Origin of the sequence: Candidatus Thiopontia autotrophica (assembly GCA_014384675.1) — a bacterium.
GTDB lineage: Bacteria > Pseudomonadota > Gammaproteobacteria.
Genome location: JACNFK010000026.1, coordinates 35,163 through 53,563 on the forward strand (window position 1 = coordinate 35,163; position 18,401 = coordinate 53,563).

At 47.7% G+C, this 18,401-nt stretch carries 17 protein-coding genes; 13 read left to right on the forward strand and 4 right to left on the reverse strand.

Annotation, left to right across the window (positions count from 1 at the left end; translation table 11 throughout):
- Positions 1–7: 7 nt before the first annotated feature.
- Positions 8–2,668, reverse strand: a complete 2,661-nt coding sequence (gene topA / locus H8D24_04855) for a type I DNA topoisomerase (GenBank protein ID MBC8519721.1) — start codon at positions 2,666–2,668, stop codon at positions 8–10.
- An 80-nt stretch (positions 2,669–2,748) separates the two neighbouring features.
- Complete coding sequence (dprA, locus tag H8D24_04860; GenBank protein MBC8519722.1) at positions 2,749–3,867, reverse strand: DNA-protecting protein DprA; 1,119 nt, start codon at positions 3,865–3,867, stop codon at positions 2,749–2,751.
- Positions 3,868–3,959: 92 nt separating this feature from the next.
- Here dprA and H8D24_04865 point away from each other — a divergent pair, with 92 nt between their 5' ends.
- The 8 genes from H8D24_04865 to H8D24_04900 are packed head-to-tail and all read left to right on the forward strand — an operon-like array spanning position 3,960 to position 13,801.
- On the forward strand, positions 3,960–4,463 hold the full coding sequence (locus H8D24_04865) for a peptide deformylase (protein ID MBC8519723.1): 504 nt from the start codon (positions 3,960–3,962) through the stop codon (positions 4,461–4,463).
- Positions 4,463–5,410 carry a methionyl-tRNA formyltransferase gene (gene fmt / locus H8D24_04870; GenBank protein MBC8519724.1) on the forward strand — a complete coding sequence of 316 codons (948 nt, stop codon included), beginning with the start codon at positions 4,463–4,465 and terminating at the stop codon, positions 5,408–5,410. The genes H8D24_04865 and fmt overlap by 1 nt, the downstream gene beginning before the upstream one ends.
- Positions 5,407–6,726 carry a 16S rRNA (cytosine(967)-C(5))-methyltransferase RsmB gene (rsmB, locus tag H8D24_04875; protein MBC8519725.1) on the forward strand — a complete coding sequence of 440 codons (1,320 nt, stop codon included), beginning with the start codon at positions 5,407–5,409 and terminating at the stop codon, positions 6,724–6,726. Before fmt ends, rsmB begins: the two co-directional genes overlap by 4 nt.
- A 17-nt stretch (positions 6,727–6,743) precedes the next feature.
- Positions 6,744–7,316: a DUF4390 domain-containing protein gene (locus tag H8D24_04880; GenBank protein ID MBC8519726.1), complete on the forward strand. Its 573-nt coding sequence runs from the start codon at positions 6,744–6,746 to the stop codon at positions 7,314–7,316.
- On the forward strand, positions 7,316–9,586 hold the full coding sequence (locus H8D24_04885) for a HAMP domain-containing protein (protein ID MBC8519727.1): 2,271 nt from the start codon (positions 7,316–7,318) through the stop codon (positions 9,584–9,586). The genes H8D24_04880 and H8D24_04885 overlap by 1 nt, the downstream gene beginning before the upstream one ends.
- Positions 9,583–10,956, forward strand: a complete 1,374-nt coding sequence (locus H8D24_04890; protein ID MBC8519728.1) for a sigma-54-dependent Fis family transcriptional regulator — start codon at positions 9,583–9,585, stop codon at positions 10,954–10,956. The genes H8D24_04885 and H8D24_04890 overlap by 4 nt, the downstream gene beginning before the upstream one ends.
- A gap of 10 nt (positions 10,957–10,966) precedes the next feature.
- Positions 10,967–12,334 (forward strand): Trk system potassium transporter TrkA, encoded by a 1,368-nt coding sequence (gene trkA / locus H8D24_04895; GenBank protein ID MBC8519729.1) that lies wholly within the window; start codon positions 10,967–10,969, stop codon positions 12,332–12,334.
- Positions 12,335–12,349: 15 nt separating this feature from the next.
- Positions 12,350–13,801, forward strand: a complete 1,452-nt coding sequence (locus H8D24_04900; protein ID MBC8519730.1) for a potassium transporter — start codon at positions 12,350–12,352, stop codon at positions 13,799–13,801.
- Between the two features lie 36 nt (positions 13,802–13,837).
- On the opposite strand, the gene H8D24_04905 is transcribed toward H8D24_04900, so the two are convergent.
- Positions 13,838–14,581 carry a tRNA 2-thiocytidine biosynthesis protein TtcA gene (locus H8D24_04905; protein MBC8519731.1) on the reverse strand — a complete coding sequence of 248 codons (744 nt, stop codon included), beginning with the start codon at positions 14,579–14,581 and terminating at the stop codon, positions 13,838–13,840.
- Between the two features lie 207 nt (positions 14,582–14,788).
- Between H8D24_04905 and H8D24_04910 the strand changes: the two genes are divergently transcribed.
- From H8D24_04910 to H8D24_04920, 3 genes are read left to right on the forward strand one after another with little or no spacing between them, the layout of a single operon-like run.
- A complete protein-coding gene (locus H8D24_04910) occupies positions 14,789–15,217 on the forward strand; it encodes a rhodanese-like domain-containing protein (GenBank protein MBC8519732.1) in 429 nt (142 codons plus the stop codon).
- 21 nt (positions 15,218–15,238) lie between these two features.
- Positions 15,239–15,790: an LPXTG cell wall surface anchor family - like protein gene (locus tag H8D24_04915; GenBank protein ID MBC8519733.1), complete on the forward strand. Its 552-nt coding sequence runs from the start codon at positions 15,239–15,241 to the stop codon at positions 15,788–15,790.
- On the forward strand, positions 15,787–16,230 hold the full coding sequence (locus H8D24_04920) for a D-tyrosyl-tRNA(Tyr) deacylase (GenBank protein MBC8519734.1): 444 nt from the start codon (positions 15,787–15,789) through the stop codon (positions 16,228–16,230). The genes H8D24_04915 and H8D24_04920 overlap by 4 nt, the downstream gene beginning before the upstream one ends.
- Here the strand turns inward: H8D24_04920 and H8D24_04925 are convergent.
- On the reverse strand, positions 16,219–16,920 hold the full coding sequence (locus tag H8D24_04925) for a helix-turn-helix domain-containing protein (GenBank protein MBC8519735.1): 702 nt from the start codon (positions 16,918–16,920) through the stop codon (positions 16,219–16,221). The genes H8D24_04920 and H8D24_04925 overlap by 12 nt on opposite strands.
- 229 nt (positions 16,921–17,149) lie before the next feature.
- On the opposite strand from H8D24_04925, the gene hisB reads away from it, so the two are divergent.
- Positions 17,150–17,743, forward strand: coding sequence for an imidazoleglycerol-phosphate dehydratase HisB (gene hisB / locus H8D24_04930; protein MBC8519736.1), 594 nt, complete (start codon positions 17,150–17,152; stop codon positions 17,741–17,743).
- 1 nt (position 17,744) lies between these two features.
- Positions 17,745–18,398: an imidazole glycerol phosphate synthase subunit HisH gene (gene hisH, locus H8D24_04935; GenBank protein MBC8519737.1), complete on the forward strand. Its 654-nt coding sequence runs from the start codon at positions 17,745–17,747 to the stop codon at positions 18,396–18,398.
- Positions 18,399–18,401 lie beyond the last annotated feature (3 nt).

The window sequence follows — 18,401 nt, forward strand, 5'->3', positions numbered from 1 at the left end:
CTGTCGATTACACTTTTTTGACAGCTTTTTTCTTTGCTGTCTTCTTTTTTGCTGCCCTCTTCTTCTTGACTGCTCTCTTTTTTACAGCTTTTTTCTTCGGTGCCGTCTTTTTCTTGCTGGCCGAGGTTGTTGCCTTGCGCTTGTTTGCCACTCTGATAGCGGCTGCACCATTGGCAGAGATCAAGCGGACTGATTTTCCAAGTTTATCCAGCTCTTCAACCATAGCCAATGCCTGGTCAAGCTTGCCCTCTTTTACCTTGAGTGTTGCATCAGGAGGAGATGTCTCAGGCTCTCTCAGTAGAGTAAAGCCTCCTCCATAGACCTGTTTTGACAGCCGCTTGCGCTCCTTGTCACTAGCATCCAGAAGCGCTTCACACTCTTTCAGGGTAAGGGTTTCTGGCTCTCTGTCAGCTGGTGGTTTTACATTTTTAAAACCATTGGTAACAAAAGGACCCCATCTACCATTCAGCACCTGAACCGGAGACCCCTCAAACAGCCGGATCTCTTTTTCTGCATCAGACTCTTTCTTTTTGGTAATGAAGTCGAGCACCTGCTCAAGCTCAATGGTATGCGGATCTTCCGGCTCAATCGAGACATTCTGCGCAACTAGCTCTATCCCCTTTACCTCGTTTTCCAACAGATAGTCACGCACCTCTTCGTCAACAAATCCTGCATAGGGGCCAAATCGACCAGCATTTACCATAACCGTTTCACCATCGCGAGTCACGCCCAACTGACGCGGCAACTCGAACAGGGGAAGCACCTCTTCAAGGGTTACGCTATCCTTGCGCTGATCAGGGCGTAGCCCCGCAAAAAGCGGCTTCTCTTCATCATCCTTGGTACCAATCTGTGCATAGGTGCCAAAACGACCGATTTTTACACTGACCGGACGTCCAGTTTTTGGATCAACTCCTAGCTGCCTGGTCTGAGAGGCCTCCTCTCTTGAGATATCTGCAGCCCCTTCGATGTCTTTATGGAATGGCTCATAAAACTCAGCCAGCATCTCTCGCCACCCCAATTCACCAGCTGCAATCTCATCAAACTCTGATTCAACACGAGCAGTAAAGTTGTAGTCCACAACCTCAGAAAAGTGTTTTACCAGGAAGTCAGTAACCACCCCTGCAATATCCTGGGGAATCAGCCTCCCCTTATCTGAGCCGGTCATCTCGACCCGATCCTCATTAATAATTTCATCTACATGCAGCGCCAGAATACGAACTGTACGCTCTACACCATCGCGCTCTCCACGAGTAACGTATCCACGGTTCTGGATGGTTGAGATGGTAGGAGCATAAGTTGAGGGGCGACCAATCCCCAGCTCTTCCAGTTTTTTCACCAGACCTGCCTCGGTAAAACGGGCGGGGGGACGGGTAAATGACTCCTGTGCTCGCATTACCCCAAGCTGCAGCAGCTCTCCCTCGCTTATATCTGGTAGACGTTTAGCGTCCTCCTTGCCACGATCCTGATAGACCTTCAGGAACCCATCAAAGACGAGAATTTCTCCTTTTGCTACCAGTGATTCATCAACCGAAGAGATATCAATAGTAGCTGTTGTACGCTCCAGCCTTGCATCTGCCATCTGTGAGGCAACTGTTCGTTGCCAGATCAGCTCATACAGGCGCCGCTCATTTTTTTCTCCTTTCACCTCGGATTTCGCCAGATCAGTTGGACGAATTGCCTCATGCGCCTCCTGCGCACTGGCAGATTTTGTTTTATATTGACGACGCTGCAGATAATCGGGACCAAAACTGCTCTTGATAACCTCGCCTGCCTGCTCATGAGCCATCTCGGAAAGATTGACCGAGTCTGTCCTCATATATGTAATCTTGCCAGCCTCGTATAGACGCTGCGCTACCATCATGGTCTGGCGTACTGAAAAACCTAACCTCTGTGATGCCTCTTGTTGCAGGGCTGAGGTGGTGAAGGGGGCTCTTGGAGAGCGTTTTGCCGGCTTCTTCTCAATCTTGCTGATCTGAAAAGTGGCGCCTTTGACTCTTGTCAGAAAACCCTCTGCATCCTCAATACCCTCACGATCCTTTGGTAGTCGTGCCTCTATCAGCTCACTATGCTGGTTTGAGAGCTGTGCTGTTATCCTGAATGATGAGACCGGAATAAATACCTCAATCTCCCGCTCACGCTCCACCACAATGCGTACTGCAACTGACTGAACACGCCCAGCTGAGAGTCCTGGCTGAATCTTTTTCCAAAGCACCGGAGAGAGCTCAAAACCAACCAGGCGATCCAAAATGCGGCGGGCCTGTTGTCCATCAACAAGATCACGGTTGATGCACCTGGGGTTCTTGATCGCCTCGAGAATTGCCGATTTGGTAATCTCATGAAATACAATGCGCTGACTATTATTCTCAGTAAGACCCAACACCTCTTCCAGGTGCCAGGCAATAGCCTCTCCTTCGCGATCCTCGTCCGATGCCAGCCAGACCATGGATGCCTTCTTTGAGGCACGTTTTAACTCATTGATTATTTTGGTTTTGTCTTCACTGACAGCGTAGTTTGGCTCAAATCCATTAGCAATATCTACAGACATCCCCTTCCCTGCCAGGTCACGAATATGACCGTAGCTGGACATCACTGTAAAGCCCTCACCGAGGAACTTTTCAATAGTTTTTGCCTTCGCAGGAGACTCTACGATAACGAGATTCTTACTCACAAATATGACTCACAAATGTTGGTGCTATTGTTCAAGGGCGCCATCATATACAAAATTTTCCTGAAAGGTATATGATTTTCCTACTTTTGTAGTCTCATCACTCGCCCACCCGGAGCTGTGGCAACCTCTCCCTTAATCTCAAGACGCATTATGATCGAGGAGACAACCTCTGTAGTCAATCCACAGAATTCGACAACTTGGTCAACCAGAACCGTCTCATAACTGATTGCATTTAATACCTGCTCTACTTCAGGGTCGCTCTCCTCTCTTGTTGAGCCCCCTTCTGAAGAGGAGTGCTCCACAAGTTGTTCTCTCAGCAGATTCAACATGCCTCCAAGCTCTTCAATAATATCTTCCGTCGTCTCCACCAACTTTGCACCCTGACGAATCAACAGGTGGCTGCCACGTGCCAGAGGGTTGTGAATTGATCCTGGAATGGCAAAAACCTCTCGTCCCTGCTCCATAGACATTCGTGCAGTAATCAGTGACCCACTCTTTCTGGCAGCCTGAACAACCAGTGTTCCAATAGAGAGTCCACTTATAATTCTATTTCTTCGTGGAAAATTCTCCGGACGCGGCTCCGTACCAATAGCAAATTCCGAAACAATGGCACCCTGCTGAACTATTTCATGTGCCAAATCACGATTTCTTGCTGGATAGACCCGGTCCAGCCCAGTGCCTGTAACCGCAACTGTCTTACCGCCATCCAACGCGCCCCTGTGCGCCTCTGCATCAATCCCCAATGCCATTCCACTGGTTATGGTTAACCCTGCTCGCGCCAACTTTCTTGCAAAATCTCGTGCTATCTCCTTGCCTACAACATCCGGATTACGACTACCAACCACTGCCAGCTGTGGAAGTAGCAGTGCATCCGGGTTGCCGCGCACAAACAATAGTGATGGTGGGTCAGAGATTTCCATCAATAATTGAGGATAATCCTCACTGCCCAAAAACAGGATATGTGCATCGTCTCCCTCAAGCCAACGCAGATCTTTTTCAATTAACTGAGCCCTCTTTGACTCCGTTTGTGCAAGGAAATCGAGAGCCTCTCTTTTGAAGATACCAGATTTGCTTAATAGCGCGCGGCCACTCTCCAATACAGATTCTGGTGACCCAAAGTAATCGAGAGCCTTACGAAAGGTAACAGGACCAACTGATGGGGCATGATGGAGGGTCAGCCATGCAGATACTTTATCCATGAGACACTCCAGTAACCTCTTCCATGATTGGGACTAACCTCTCTCTTTGCGATACCATTACACTCAATTTTTACCATTATGAACGAAAAATTATGGCGTTGTTAGAAATCCTGAAATATCCAGACCCGCGATTACGGAAAAAAAGCACTACCGTAAAATCTGTCACTGATGAGATCCGTCAGTGTGTGGATGATATGTTTGAGACTATGTATGCAGCCCCAGGCATCGGGCTTGCATCAGTTCAGGTCAACAATCCACACAGCATTGTGGTTATCGATATATCCGAAGAGAAAAACCAGCCGGTTTGTCTTATCAACCCTGTAATCACAAGATCCGAGGGGAAAGAGGCCAATGAGGAGGGGTGTCTCTCTGTACCTGGCATTTATGAGTCGGTTGTGCGTGCTGAAAAAGTGATCGTGCAGGCACTGGATCGTGAAGGTGATGAGCAGGAAATTGAGGCGGAAGGCGTTCTAGCTGTATGCATACAACATGAGTTGGAGCACCTGGAAGGAAAACTATTTGTAGATAAGCTATCCAGACTGAAACAGCAGCGTATTCGTAAAAAGATGGAAAAACAGCGCAAAGAGACCATGTGATGAGAATTATCTTTGCCGGCACCCCAGATTTTTCTGTCTCTGCTCTGAATGCACTTTTAGAATCCTCTCATGAGGTGGTTGCTGTATATACCCAGCCCGATCGTCCAGCTGGCCGAGGACGAAAACTGAGAGCCAGCCCGGTAAAAGAGCGGGCAGTAATTGCTGGACTCCCTGTTTTTCAGCCCGCAACACTGCGTGACAGTGATGAACAGGAAAAACTTGTGGCTCTGCAGGCAGATCTAATGGTTGTTGTTGCCTATGGTCTGATTCTGCCTCCGGAGGCTCTACAGGCGCCTCGTTTTGGTTGCCTCAACATCCATGCATCACTACTCCCGCGCTGGCGTGGCGCAGCCCCTATTCAGCGTGCAATTCTTGCTGGGGATAGTGAATCTGGAGTAACAATCATGCAGATGGATGAGGGACTGGATACGGGCGACATGCTGATGAAACTATCCACCCCGATCCAGCCAACTGACAACGCCCAACTTCTCCATGATCGCCTGGCCAAAATGGGGGCTGATGCCCTGATGAATACTATCCGGCAGATTGAACAGCAACTGCTGGCCCCAGAACCACAACATGAGGCCGATGCAACTTATGCCGAAAAGCTTAATAAAAATGAGGCGAACATAAATTGGCAGGATAGTGCAGAAGAAATTCTCCACAAGATCAACGCCTTCAATCCATGGCCTGTAGCGCAGACAACATGGGATGGCAAAGTTGTCAGGATCTGGCGTGGAGCAGTTATAGATCAGAACAAAAAGATGAGTAATACACCTGCAGGGACCACAACCAAAGTCTCTACAGATGGCATTAATGTGGCCACATCTGATGGCGTTCTATCTATTCTGGAGCTACAACTACCTGGAAAGCGCCCTATGTCTACTGCAGACTTTCTCAATGCACGGCCTCAGCTTAAAGAGTCCGGCATGCAATTTGTGTCATGAGCAGTTCATGGGGGCCGCGCGCAGCGGCGGCAAGGGCAGTTGCCGGTGTTGTTTTCCAGCATCGCTCCCTCTCTGCCACCTTACCTCAAGCCACTCAATCCCTTGAACCATCGGACCGTGCCCTGGCCCAAGAGATAAGTTATGGGGTGCTACGCAACTTTTTTCAGCTAGAGGCAATTGGGGGGAAACTATTGAAGCGTCCCTTCAAGAAGAAGGATGGGGACCTATATGCCCTCATCCTGGGAGGAATTTATCAACTCAATTTTATGCGAACTCCACCCCATGCCATCCTCTCTGAAACTGTAAATGCAACTCGTCATCTGAGAAAAGAGTGGGCTCGGGGCTTGGTAAATGCGGTACTGCGCCGTTTTCAACGAGAACATAACGAACTAATTAAGAATACTGAACAAAACCTTACCGCAAAAACCAACCACCCAGACTGGATAATCAAACATCTGCAGCATGCATGGCCTGATCAGTGGGAACAGATTCTCGTCAACAATAATCAACGCCCTCCAATGACGTTACGGGTCAATCTGCAAAAGGTATCACGTGAACAATATATGGAGCAGCTGGCAGAATCACGAATAGAGGCTGCAATAAGCGTTCACAGCCCGGCCACAATTACTCTAAACAAGGGGGTCTCTGTATCGATACTGCCTGGATTTGAGTCTGGTGATGTCTCGGTACAGGATGAGGCCCCACAACAGGCAGCGATACTGCTAGAACCCCAACCCAACGAGAGAATCCTTGATGCATGTGCGGCTCCAGGAGGAAAAACTGCACATATCCTAGAGACGGCACCAGAGATCGAGGAGATAGTTGCTCTGGATATTGAGGCAGACAGATTAAAGCGGATAGAGGAGAATATGGAGCGCCTCGGCATCACTGCAACAATTACCCAAGGGGATGCCTCCAACCAAGAGTGGTGGGATGGCAAACTGTTTGACCGTATTTTGGTAGATGCTCCATGCAGTGCTACCGGGGTTATTCGACGCAACCCTGACATTAAGTTGCTTCGCAGAAAAGAGGATATCCCTGCACTAGCCGCTACCCAATATGATATTCTTGAGTCCTGTTGGGGGATGTTGAAACAAGGGGGGACACTACTCTATGCTACCTGCTCAATCTTCCCGGAAGAGAATGAGGAGCAAGTTCAGAAATTTCTGGGCGCCCACCCAGAGGCTTCACCGCACAATATTGAGGCAGATTGGGGGCAATCTACAGGAGCTGGATGGCAGCTGCTTTCTGGTGATAATGGAGTGGATGGTTTCTATTATGCACGGCTTCTTAAACAAGAACTGCCCGACACCTGACCACTCCAACAACCATTATGCATAACAAACTCTCACCTTTCACACTGCTACTTGCCATAGCCTTGTTGTGGACAAGTCTCAGTGCCAACGGGGAGATTGTCATAACTCATCCGGAGATTCGTGAGACTGCCGACCATTACATGGTCAACGCAGAGTTCTCCTACATGCTTGGAGAGGAGATCATTGATGCACTGCAAAATGGAATTCCAATTACTTTTGTCGCAGAGTATGTGGTTGAAGAAATCACGCCTTTCTGGAGTAAAAACAATACTGTCACAAAAGGAGAGCATCGTTTTATTCTTAGCTATCATGGATTCTCCGGCCGCTATTACCTGATCAGCCTCAAGAACAACTCCCACGGCACTTATGGCACCATTGAAAAGGCCATTGAGAGAATGACCATGCGTCATGACGCACTGATTATCGATAAATCTCTGCTGTCGGATAAGGGTAAGTATCAGGTAAAAATACGCTCTTCAATCGACTCATCCAAACTCCCCGGAATGATTCGTCCATATGTCTATACCCCATACCTCTGGCCAGAATGGAAGCTGGATAGTGGATGGCATACCATTCTGATTGAAAGATAATGAGCCTGCAATCAATGTCTGGGCCACTCTCTGAAAAACAGCCGGATAAACTCTTGCCTTCTGACAGCCGGCAGAGAGGAAAATTTAGACGCGCAATATCAACTACTCTTGCCGTTACCGGAACGATTACCACAGGTATTGCCTTTGTGCTTCTGGCTGTCGCTATACATAATCCCGACACCCTTGGAGACCTGTTCCCCCATATTGTCGTTACCAGCACTATTGGACTGACAATACTCTTTTCCAACATATCACTTAATCTATACCGCCTGATTCGCAGACTCAGTGCTGGTGAATCAGGGGCAAAACTACACTTTCGTTTTGTCGGTATCTTTGTCTCTCTTGCTCTTATTCCCATCCTGATTATCTCTCTGTTCACAACCCAGATTCTCCGACAACAGGATAGCGGCGAGCATGAGATCATGAATGCGCTGGATGGATCTCGTGCACTTTACAAAACCGCCCTGAATGAGCGCAAAAAACGAATTATCGAAAATCTCTATCAGCTCGGCAGTACCATCTCCAACACGCCTCAATCCATGGTAGATATTCTGCTTGAAGATGCCATGGAAGATAGTAAGGCTATGGAGTTCGCTCTCTATGACTTTTCAGGAAATCAGCTAAGCATCAGTAGCCTGCTATCTGAACCAGGACTGGTTCCAACACCACTTGACCCACTTATTGTGAACCAGATAAAACAGGGGCTGGATTATCACAAGGTTCAGGGGCATGAAGATCTTGGGCAGATCCTCCATCTTGTGATCCCTGTTCATAACTATTATTCAGAGGGTGGAGAGAGCCGTATTCTCTCTACCTACTTTACTATCCCCAAGCAATTGGAGAGTGGTCAGGAGAAGATTAATGATGCCGTTATGCGCAACAAAAAACGGTTATACCTGGAGAGGCAACGAGGCACTGTTCACAATATTGCCTTTATAATGATTCTTCTGCTCTCTCTGCTAAGTGCACTTTGGTTTGCCTTCTATTCAACCCGCCGACTTACTGCCCCAATTAGTGAGCTGGCAAAAGGGACTCAGGATGTTGCCTCCGGAATATACAACAAGCCCATCTCTCACGTATCACATGATGATCTTGGTTTTCTGGTTCAATCATTCAATGACATGATGCTTAATCTTGAGCATACCCACAAAAGCTTGTACCGAAGCCAGCAGCTGATTGAGCATCAAAATGCGCGACTTGAAGGGATTCTCTCTCATCTCTCATCGGGTGTTCTGGTTCTGGATTCTCAACGTCGCCTGGAACGCATCAATAGTGCGGCCTGCCAAATTCTGGACAGCAAAATCATCAATACATCTGGCATTCCAATAGGAGTTATTGCTCAGCACTATCCGCTTGTCTCTCCTCTGGTAAACGCCCTGACAGATCATATCCAGGCCGGAGAAAAAGAGTGGAGTGTGTCGCTGGAGATAACCACATCAAGAGGAGTACGTAGCCTCTTCTGTCGCGGTAGCTGCCTGATTGAAAATGAACAGTTAAGAGGGTTTGTAATTGTTTTTGACGATGTAACTGACCTGGTCTCGGCACAAAAAAATGCCGCATGGAGTGAGGTTGCAAGACGGTTGGCTCATGAGATCAAGAATCCACTTACCCCCATCCAACTCTCTGCAGACCGACTACGACACAAATACCTCAAGCAGATGGGCGAAGAGGATGGCGCTGTACTAGATCGTGCCACCACCACCATTGTGCAACAGGTAAGCACATTAAAAAAAATGGTTCAGGCATTCTCCGACTATGCGCGTGTACCAAAATTACAAATCACAACAGTCTCCCCCTCTTCCTTGTTGAATGGTGTTGTGGATCTCTACTGTGCGCAGTATCCGGACCATATTACATTACAGATTGAGGGCGAGCTTCTGGATGTTGAAGGAGATGCTGATCGACTCCGCCAAATTCTTAATAATATGATTAAAAATGGGCTCGAATCTTCAGGTACGGAAAAAGCAGCTCATGTAACTGTCACTGCTAAAATGGCTGACCAGGGTACGACCAAAACCCTGCAGATAAAAATTTGCGATAATGGAAGAGGTATAGATGAGGCGATGAGATCACAGATCTTTGACCCTTATGCCACTACCAAACCAAAAGGGACAGGATTAGGATTGGCAATTGTGAAACGAATAGTTGAAGAGCATAACGGACAGATCAAACTTCTTGACTCGGACTTGGGAAGTTGCTTTGAATTGAGCCTGCCTATACATCATAAATCTGCAAACAGACATCTACAACCTGACGGGGAACAGGGATGAAGCCATATATCCTTGTTGTAGATGATGAACCGGAAATTCGCAATACTGTTCGTGAAATCCTGGAGGATGAAGGCTTTGAGGTTGAGACTGCAGAAGATGGTTCCACTGCACGCAGTGCCCGACGCAATCGTCGTCCTGATCTGATTCTGCTGGATATATGGATGCCGGATGTCGACGGCATAACTCTGCTAAAAGAGTGGGGATCTGATGATGATGCCGAGGATCTCCCGATTGTAATGATGTCTGGCCACGGCACTGTTGAGACCGCAGTAGAGGCAACCCGTCTGGGTGCTTACGACTTTCTGGAAAAACCACTCTCTCTTGCAAAGCTGCTACTGACTATTAACAATGCACTAAAGGCATCAAGACTAAAACAGGAGAATATCTCCCTACAGAGACAAACCTCAGCATCAGCTACCGAACCAACCGGCAAAAGCCTGACTATTCAACAGGTAAAAAACGATGCTGAACGTATTGCACAACATAATATGCCCATATTGATTAGTGGTGAATCGGGCTCTGGAAAAAAACTGTTTGCCCGTTATGTGCACGAACATGGGCCTCAAAAAAATGGTCCATTTATTGTTGTACCAATGGGGTCAATTGCTGCAGAAAATACGGATATAGAGCTCTTTGGTAGTGAGGCCGGTGAACAGATCAATTATGGACGCCTGGAACAGGCTAACCATGGCACGCTTTTTCTGGAAGACATCGATGAGATGGCCCCAAATACACAGGCTCGTTTGATGGGTGCTCTGGAGGCAGGCAGTTTTCTTCGTGTCGGTGGCAGTGAACCTATTAAGCCAAATCTGCGAATTATCGCCTCCACCCAAAAAACCCTGGCTGATGAGGTTTCAGCTCGCAGCTTCCGTGAGGATCTATATTTCAACCTTAACGGTGTTCCTCTGAAGATCCCACCGCTACGAGAACGTCCTGAGGACATTATGGATCTACTGAACTACTATGTAGATTATTTTAGTCAACGACACGGGCTCACATATCGCAATTTTTCAATGGCGGCACTCAACCTGCTCAGGCAGTATCGCTGGCCCGGAAATGTTCTGGAACTCAAGAATCTGGTACAACGGTTATTAATTATGGGTAGTGAGGGTGAGATTGGACAGGAAGAGGTTGCTCCCATGCTGTCATTGCAACTCCAGGCCACAAAGAAAGATGTGTCATCACCTCGTACAGAGTTTGCCCTTCCTCTCAAGGCTGCTCGTGAACGTTTTGAATATGACTACCTGCTTCATCACCTGCTGGAAACCAATGGGAATGTCTCACAGACTGCGGAGCGTGCCGGAGTAGAGCGCACAAATCTCTATAGAAAAATGAAAATACTGGGGATCGACCCCAAAAAACTACCATGAATAAGACTCTATGAATATTATCATCCTGGGAGCTGGGCAAGTTGGAACAACTGTAGCAGAAAATCTTGCTCTGGAGTCCAATGATGTCACGATGGTGGACACCGATATTGAACAGCTACATGCGCTACAGGACAGGCTTGATATTCGTACAGTTGCCGGGCATGCGTCCTACCCCAAGATACTTGCTCAAGCTGGAGCTGAAAATGCCGAGATGATTCTTGCTGTAACCGACAGTGACGAGGTAAATATTGTTGCCTGTCAGGTTGCAGCAACTCTCTTTAACACCCCTAATAAAATTGCGAGGGTTCGTGCCCCCGAGTACCTTGAACGTAGCGAGTTGTTTCAGCATGAATCTGCCACGGTAGATATGCTTATCAGCCCTGAACAGGTGGTTACCGACTACATCAGAAAACTGATAGAGTTGCCTGGATCTCTCCAGGTTCTTGATTTCGCTGACGGCAAGGTCCAACTGGTTACAGTAAGAGCCTATTATGGCGGCCCTCTGGTTGGCCATGAACTGCAAACTGTCCGTGAACATATGCCAGACGTTGATATGCGTTTTGTTGCAATCTTCCGCAAGGGACGCCCCATTCTCCCCAAGAAAGATACAGTTATAGAGGTTGATGATGAGGTGCATTTTGTTGTGGCACAGGAGAACACGCTACAGGTAATGGGTGAGTTGCGTCGCCTGGACCGCCCGTATCAAAGAATAATGATCGCCGGTGGTGGAAATGTTGGAACCGGCCTGGCATGCGCTATTGAGAGCGAGCTCGATGTAAAGGTGATAGAGCAGAACCCGGAAAAAGCTCAACGCCTATCCGAGGACCTTTCTGACACTATTGTTTTGCTGGGTGATGCAGCAGATAGAGACCTGTTGCTTGAGGAGGGCATTGAGGATGTCGATGTCTTTATTGCTGTTACCAGTGATGATGAGGCCAATATACTCTCCTCCATGCTGGCAAAACGGTTGGGAGCTCACAAGGTTATGACCTTAATTAATCGCCCCGCATACGCCAACCTGGTAGAGAGTGAGATCATCGATATTGCAATCTCTCCACAGCAGGCAACCATAAGCTCTCTATTGGCGCGTGTTCGGCAAGGAGATGTAGTTGTGGCCCATTCACTACGTCGTGGTGCTGCAGAGGCCATTGAGGCTATTGCCCATGATGACTCCAAAGTTGTCAATCGTGCCATTGAGAATATTAAACTACCACGTGGAGCCTCTATTGGTGCAATTGTCAGAGGGGATGAGGTGCTGATTGCGCATCATGATGTGGTTATTCGATCAGGAGACCATGTCATTCTTTTTCTGATTGATAAAAACAGAATTCATGAGGTCGAGAAACTATTCAAGCCCTCAAAACTATCAATTTTTTAGCGTACTGAACTAGTAATGCAACCTCAGGTTATCCAGAGAATTCTTGGGCTATTGCTGATGATATTCAGCCTAAGCATGATCCCTCCAATGGTGGTCTCAATGCTATACCAGGATGGTGCATTTTTTCCATTTCTTCTTGCGCTAACGATTACTGTAGTTAGTGGTTTTATGATTTGGAACCCTGTCCGCGGCATCAAAAAAGAGTTGCGTATACGCGATGGTTTTCTGGTCGTTGTACTGTTCTGGGCTGTGCTTGGTCTCTCTGGAGCACTCCCCTTTGCCCTGGGAACAACACCACACATGAGCATCATGGATGCGTTGTTTGAATCACTTTCCGGATTAACCACAACTGGCGCAACGGTTATCACCAATATTGACTCTCTGCCCCCTTCAATTCTCTACTATAGACAACAGCTCCAATGGTTTGGTGGCATGGGAATCATTGTACTGGCTGTAGCCATTCTGCCAATGCTGGGGATTGGTGGGATGCAGCTGTATCGTGCAGAGACTCCGGGGCCCATCAAAGATAACAAACTTACCCCCCGTATTACTCAAACAGCCAAAGCACTCTGGTTTATCTATCTGGGTCTGACTATTGCCTGCGGTACTGCCTATTGGCTTGCCGGGATGACCCCTTTTGATGCGATTGCCCACAGCTTTTCGACAGTAGCCATTGGAGGATTTTCAACTCATGATGCAAGTATTGGGTGGTTTGATAGCAGACTCATTGAGAGCATTGCACTGCTCTTTATGCTGCTCTCAGGCATCAACTTCTCACTCCACTTTCTTGCCTTGAGTCGCTTTACTATTAAACCATATCTGCAGGATTCGGAGTTCCGCACCTACATCACAATACTTGCCTCAGTTGCAGCCATTACATCTCTCTTCCTGGTATCTTCCGGAATCTTTGAGGATAGCGGTGAGGCTATCTGGCACGGTATTTTTCAGGCCGTCTCAATTGGCACGACCACAGGATTTACCACAACACAATTTCATGTATGGCCAAGCTTTCTGCCGCTCCTGCTTATTTTTGCCAGTTTTATAGGTGGTTGTGCCGGTTCAACTGGAGGCGGCATGAAGGTGATTCGCTTCCTGATGCTTTTTCGACAAGGGATACGGGAGATTGCCCGTTTGATTCACCCTAATGCACAAATTCCTGTCAAGATTGGAAATAAATCCATTCCAGAGAGTGTAATCACCGCAGTATGGGGGTTCTTCTCTCTTTATGTGGCCAGCTTCAGCATTATGCTTATTCTATTAATGGCAACTGGACTGGATCAGGTTACCGCCTTTTCTGCCCTGGCCGCCTGCATGAATAATCTTGGGCCTGGACTTGGGGATGTAGGAGCCCACTACGGGGAGATCAGTGACAGTGCAAAAGGAATTCTCAGTTTTTCCATGCTAATCGGGCGACTGGAGATTTTCAGTATCCTGGTTCTCTTTTCTCCCGCATTCTGGAAAAAGTAACCCTCTATTCCACCTTGCGTCCATGTGCAGGCTACCCTAAGCGTGATCTTTCGCCATTAATGGACGCATTGTTGAGAGCAGGGTTTTCATAAGGCCTGGATTGCTCTCCTCTTCATCTGCCAGCAACCTCTTCATATGTGCCCTCTGGGTTGGTTTTGTATAACAGGCCGGACAATTCTCATTCACGATTGGTAGTCTGGCCTCGTCTGCAAAGTCCTGCAGCTGTCTCTCCCGCGCATATACCAGCGGCCGAATCACTCGCAGATCATCCGCTGCAACCGTATAGTGTGCCTTCATTGTATTTAGTCGCCCTTCATGAAAAGCTGACATCAGAAAACTTTCAGCCAAATCATCCAGGTGCTGCGCCAGAGCCAGTACATTGTAGCCCTCCTTTCTCATCGTGGTATACATCACCCCACGCTTCATTCTGGCACACCAGGAACAGAATGAGTCCCCCTTCATATGGCCCTCAGCCTGCTCCATGATTGGCTGTGATACCAATAACCACTCAACCCCCATGGACTCAAGATATGGGCCCAATACTGCCGGATCAAAACTCTCCATCTCCGGATCCACTGTCATTGCCGCTATATCAAAATTGATAGGTGCATGGCGCTGCATATGAAGCAAAATATGGAGAAGAGAGAGCGAGTCCTTTCCTCCGGAAAGTCCCAGCATAATCCGGTCACCATCCCTGATCATCTTGTAATCTGCAATCGCCCTCCCAACCTGCCTTAAAAGTGTTTTGGGTGGTTTCGGAGCATCAATATTTCTTCCCATTTTTTACTCTATGACCATTCTTAAATATCGTGTACTCTACACTAGATTACTAGATGACTCAGGTTAAGGAACCTCTGAAAAAGCTTAATGGAATGGGGGTTTGGGGGAAGGGCTCTATAGTCCCCATAGGATAACCTGTAAAGGAGATCTGGTTAGGTCACTAAGCGACTTGATCAGACCTTCCTTGAATAACCGGCGACTGGCGATATGGCTACCAATGAAATCAATTCGATCTCTCCCAATGCTGCCTGGCAGATGGTACAGGATGATCCGCGCACTTTATTGATTGATGTACGCTCAAGCATGGAATTCCTCTTTGTAGGACACCCTGTTGGAGCAGTCCATATTCCGTGGATTGATGAGCCTGACTGGACTATCAATCAGAACTTTTCTGTTGATCTCAGAAAACTGTTATTGGGTGGCATACATGGAAACAGCGATCCGTCAGGGGTACCCATTATCCTGATATGTCGTAGTGGCAAACGCTCTCTTGAGGCCGGCAAGAAGCTTATTGAGGATGGATTTAACCAGGTCTTCAATATTGACGAGGGTTTTGAGGGGGAGCTTGATGAGGATCATCAACGAAGCAGCGTGGGTGGCTGGAGATTTCGCGGTCTTCCATGGGAACAGTGCTGACAGCAAGACCGGGGGAGATAAATGAGTGAACCAGACCACAATCACACAGCTCCAGACAGTGCCAGCCTAAAGACAATACCCTCTAAAATGCTCTCTATAGGCGCTATAGCCGGTGGTGGCATGGCGCTATTCATGTTCAGCATGGGGCTGAATATGCACCAGATGACTGGCGCAGTAATTCAGATGAGCCTGGACGTCACCAGTATGGCAGAAGATATGCGGGATATGCGTACCAGGATGTCCACCATGGCTCGAAGTATGGAAGAGGGACAGGCCGCCATGTCTGAGGATTTCAAACAGGTGCGCATTGGCATGCAGTCCATGTCGGGAAACATGGATAATATGAGCAAGGACATGCATCAACTTAATCGCAATATTGGCAGCATGTCAGGGCGCATCAATGGAATGTCAGAAAATATTGAGGAGATGTCTGGTGCAATCATTGGAATGAGCTCGGACATCAATCAGATGAATGGCTCCATGTCTACAATGAACCAGAATATGGGGCGTATGGCCTATGATATTAACCAATTTAGCGAACCAGAAAAACTGATGATGCCCTTCATGAGATGATAGCGTTGCTTCAACGGGTATCCAGTGCGTCCGTTTCTGTAGAGGGTAAATGTATTGGAGGGATTGGTGGCGGCCTTCTTGTTCTGGTTGGGGTGGAACAGAATGATAGTGAGATAGAGCTAAACTATCTCCTGAGAAAAATTCTTGGCTACCGTATCTTTTCTGATAGTGAGGGCAAGATGAACCTCTCCCTTCAACAAACCGGTGGTGGACTACTGCTGGTGCCGCAATTTACTCTGGCTGCCGACACAAAAAATGGGATGAGGCCAGGATTCTCGGCCGCAGCCCCCCCAGACATGGGGAAACACCTGTTTCAACAACTTGTCACCTCAGCAAGAGAACAACACCCCACAGTAGCACAGGGCGAATTTGGTGCTGACATGCAGGTTTCACTAGTAAATGATGGCCCTGTAACCTTTATGCTACATTCAGGAAAATAGCTGTAGAGCATCTCGATCTTCGAGCACCAGATTTCTGCCGCTAACCTGGATAAGACCAGCATTCTTGAGCTTTTGGAACGATCTGCTAACAGTCTCTACCGCCAACCCGAGATGACTGGCAATCTCATCTCGCGACATTGGCAGACGGAACTCTATTGCTGAAAAACCATGGAATTCCAGCCGCCTGGATACCATGTAGAGAAAAATTGCTACCCTCTGTTCTGCACGATGTGCCGCCATCAGACCTGTCCACTGCTCATTTTTTACCTGATGACTCATTGCAACCAGCAGCCCCTGGCGAATCATCTTGTGAGCTGCATCATCTGGAGAGAAAGATATCTCCGGGAAATAACATAACTGGCTATCCTGCAGTGCAACCACTGTTCTCCCATACTGTCCTGTACTAACCCCTTCCGAACCAATAATCTCCCCCGCAAAATAGAAACCTGTAATTCGCTCCTCACCACCAGGCAGAGTGACCATGCTCTTGAATGCACCCGAATGAACTGCATAGAGGTAGTCAAAATTATCACCTGACCGACAAATAACGTCCCCTTTCTCCACATTCTGTTGGGGAGTAACCTCGCCCAGCACAACTGCATCATTTGTATCAGCTACACCATATTGCTGACAGACATCATTCAGCTCACATTGTGGACAAAGCACTGCCGGTGTTTTTTTTACGACCATCTCGACTATTTTCCAAAAGATAATGAATATATTGATACTACAGGGTTTATTCAGCAATTTTGTTGATCTTGATCAATTTCCGCTATATTACGACTATTACCAACATGGTTTATCAAAAAACCCCCTATTTTTCTGTAACTACGCTCTCAAACTGTTCAAACTGGGGCAATAACCGGTTATTCTATAGCCTTACAAATAAACCCTTAACGCAAGAAACATTTAACTTCCCATGACTAACCGTATTGCCAATATCAAACGCGACACCCTGGAGACCCAGATTGAGGTCTCTGTTGATCTGGATGGAAGCGGCTCTGCAAAACTCAACACTGGTGTCCCATTTCTGGAACACATGCTGGATCAAGTTGCCCGTCATGGTGTGATTGACCTGGAAATCAATGCGTCTGGTGATCTACATATTGATGGACACCACACAGTTGAGGACATCGGAATATCTATTGGTCAGGCAGTCAACCAGGCTCTTGGAGATAAAAAAGGAATTCGCCGTTACGGCCATGCATATGTTCCCCTGGATGAGGCGCTTTCTCGGGTGGTCATAGACTTTTCTGGTCGACCAGGAGTTGAGTTCAATGCCACATTTCCCAGCACAACAGTAGGGGAATTTGATACCGAATTATTTTTTGAGTTCTTCCAGGGCTTTACTAATCATGCGGAGGCTACTCTACACATCGATGTAATCAGAGGCAGAAATAGCCATCACATTGCCGAGACAATCTTCAAGGCGTTCGGACGTGCTATTCGGATGGCTGTGGAAGCTGACGAGCGGATGAAAGGGCAACTGCCCTCCACCAAAGGCTCGCTCTAAAGTGTCCACTCTGGCCGTAATTGACTACGGTATGGGAAACCTGCGCTCGGTCTCCAAGGCGTTGGAGCATGTTGCGCCTGACCTCAATGTGGTTGTAACTGATAATGCCGAGACAATACTTTCTGCAGACCGGGTAGTATTTCCAGGTGTTGGCGCAATGCGTGACTGTATGGATGAACTTGAGAAGAGAGGTCTGTCTCAAGTTGTGCGTGATGTTGCCATAGACCGTCCATTTTTTGGTATCTGCCTGGGGATGCAGCTTCTGCTTGAACAAAGTGAAGAGAATGGTGGCACCAATGGGCTCGGCATTATCAGTGGAGAGGTAAAACAGTTTCCTGACCCTCTAATGGAAAAGAGCGACACAGGCAGCGAGAGGTTAAAGATTCCACATATGGGCTGGAATCAGGTAAAACAGAGCATAGATCACCCAATGTGGTCCACGATTGAGGACAAGAGCCGCTTCTACTTTGTGCACAGTTACTATGCAGAACCCGGCAACAGTGATGAGACTGCTGCAACCACCCATTATGGATTTGATTTTGCATGTGCACTCTACCGAGACAACCTGTTTGCTACACAATTTCACCCAGAAAAGAGCCAACATGCCGGCCTGCAATTATTGAAAAATTTCACTGATTGGAATGGACAACCATAATGC

Bases quoted from the DNA above. Each gene is read 5' to 3' on its own strand.
- dprA (MBC8519722.1), bottom strand. From the start codon at position 3,867: ATGGATAAAGTATCTGCATGGCTGACCCTCCATCATGCCCCATCAGTT.
- H8D24_04865 (MBC8519723.1), top strand. From the start codon at position 3,960: ATGGCGTTGTTAGAAATCCTGAAATATCCAGACCCGCGATTACGGAAA.
- fmt (MBC8519724.1), top strand. From the start codon at position 4,463: ATGAGAATTATCTTTGCCGGCACCCCAGATTTTTCTGTCTCTGCTCTG.
- rsmB (MBC8519725.1), top strand. From the start codon at position 5,407: ATGAGCAGTTCATGGGGGCCGCGCGCAGCGGCGGCAAGGGCAGTTGCC.
- H8D24_04880 (MBC8519726.1), top strand. From the start codon at position 6,744: ATGCATAACAAACTCTCACCTTTCACACTGCTACTTGCCATAGCCTTG.
- H8D24_04885 (MBC8519727.1), top strand. From the start codon at position 7,316: ATGAGCCTGCAATCAATGTCTGGGCCACTCTCTGAAAAACAGCCGGAT.
- H8D24_04890 (MBC8519728.1), top strand. From the start codon at position 9,583: ATGAAGCCATATATCCTTGTTGTAGATGATGAACCGGAAATTCGCAAT.
- trkA (MBC8519729.1), top strand. From the start codon at position 10,967: ATGAATATTATCATCCTGGGAGCTGGGCAAGTTGGAACAACTGTAGCA.
- H8D24_04900 (MBC8519730.1), top strand. From the start codon at position 12,350: ATGCAACCTCAGGTTATCCAGAGAATTCTTGGGCTATTGCTGATGATA.
- H8D24_04905 (MBC8519731.1), bottom strand. From the start codon at position 14,581: ATGGGAAGAAATATTGATGCTCCGAAACCACCCAAAACACTTTTAAGG.
- H8D24_04910 (MBC8519732.1), top strand. From the start codon at position 14,789: ATGGCTACCAATGAAATCAATTCGATCTCTCCCAATGCTGCCTGGCAG.
- H8D24_04915 (MBC8519733.1), top strand. From the start codon at position 15,239: ATGAGTGAACCAGACCACAATCACACAGCTCCAGACAGTGCCAGCCTA.
- H8D24_04920 (MBC8519734.1), top strand. From the start codon at position 15,787: ATGATAGCGTTGCTTCAACGGGTATCCAGTGCGTCCGTTTCTGTAGAG.
- H8D24_04925 (MBC8519735.1), bottom strand. From the start codon at position 16,920: ATGGTCGTAAAAAAAACACCGGCAGTGCTTTGTCCACAATGTGAGCTG.
- hisB (MBC8519736.1), top strand. From the start codon at position 17,150: ATGACTAACCGTATTGCCAATATCAAACGCGACACCCTGGAGACCCAG.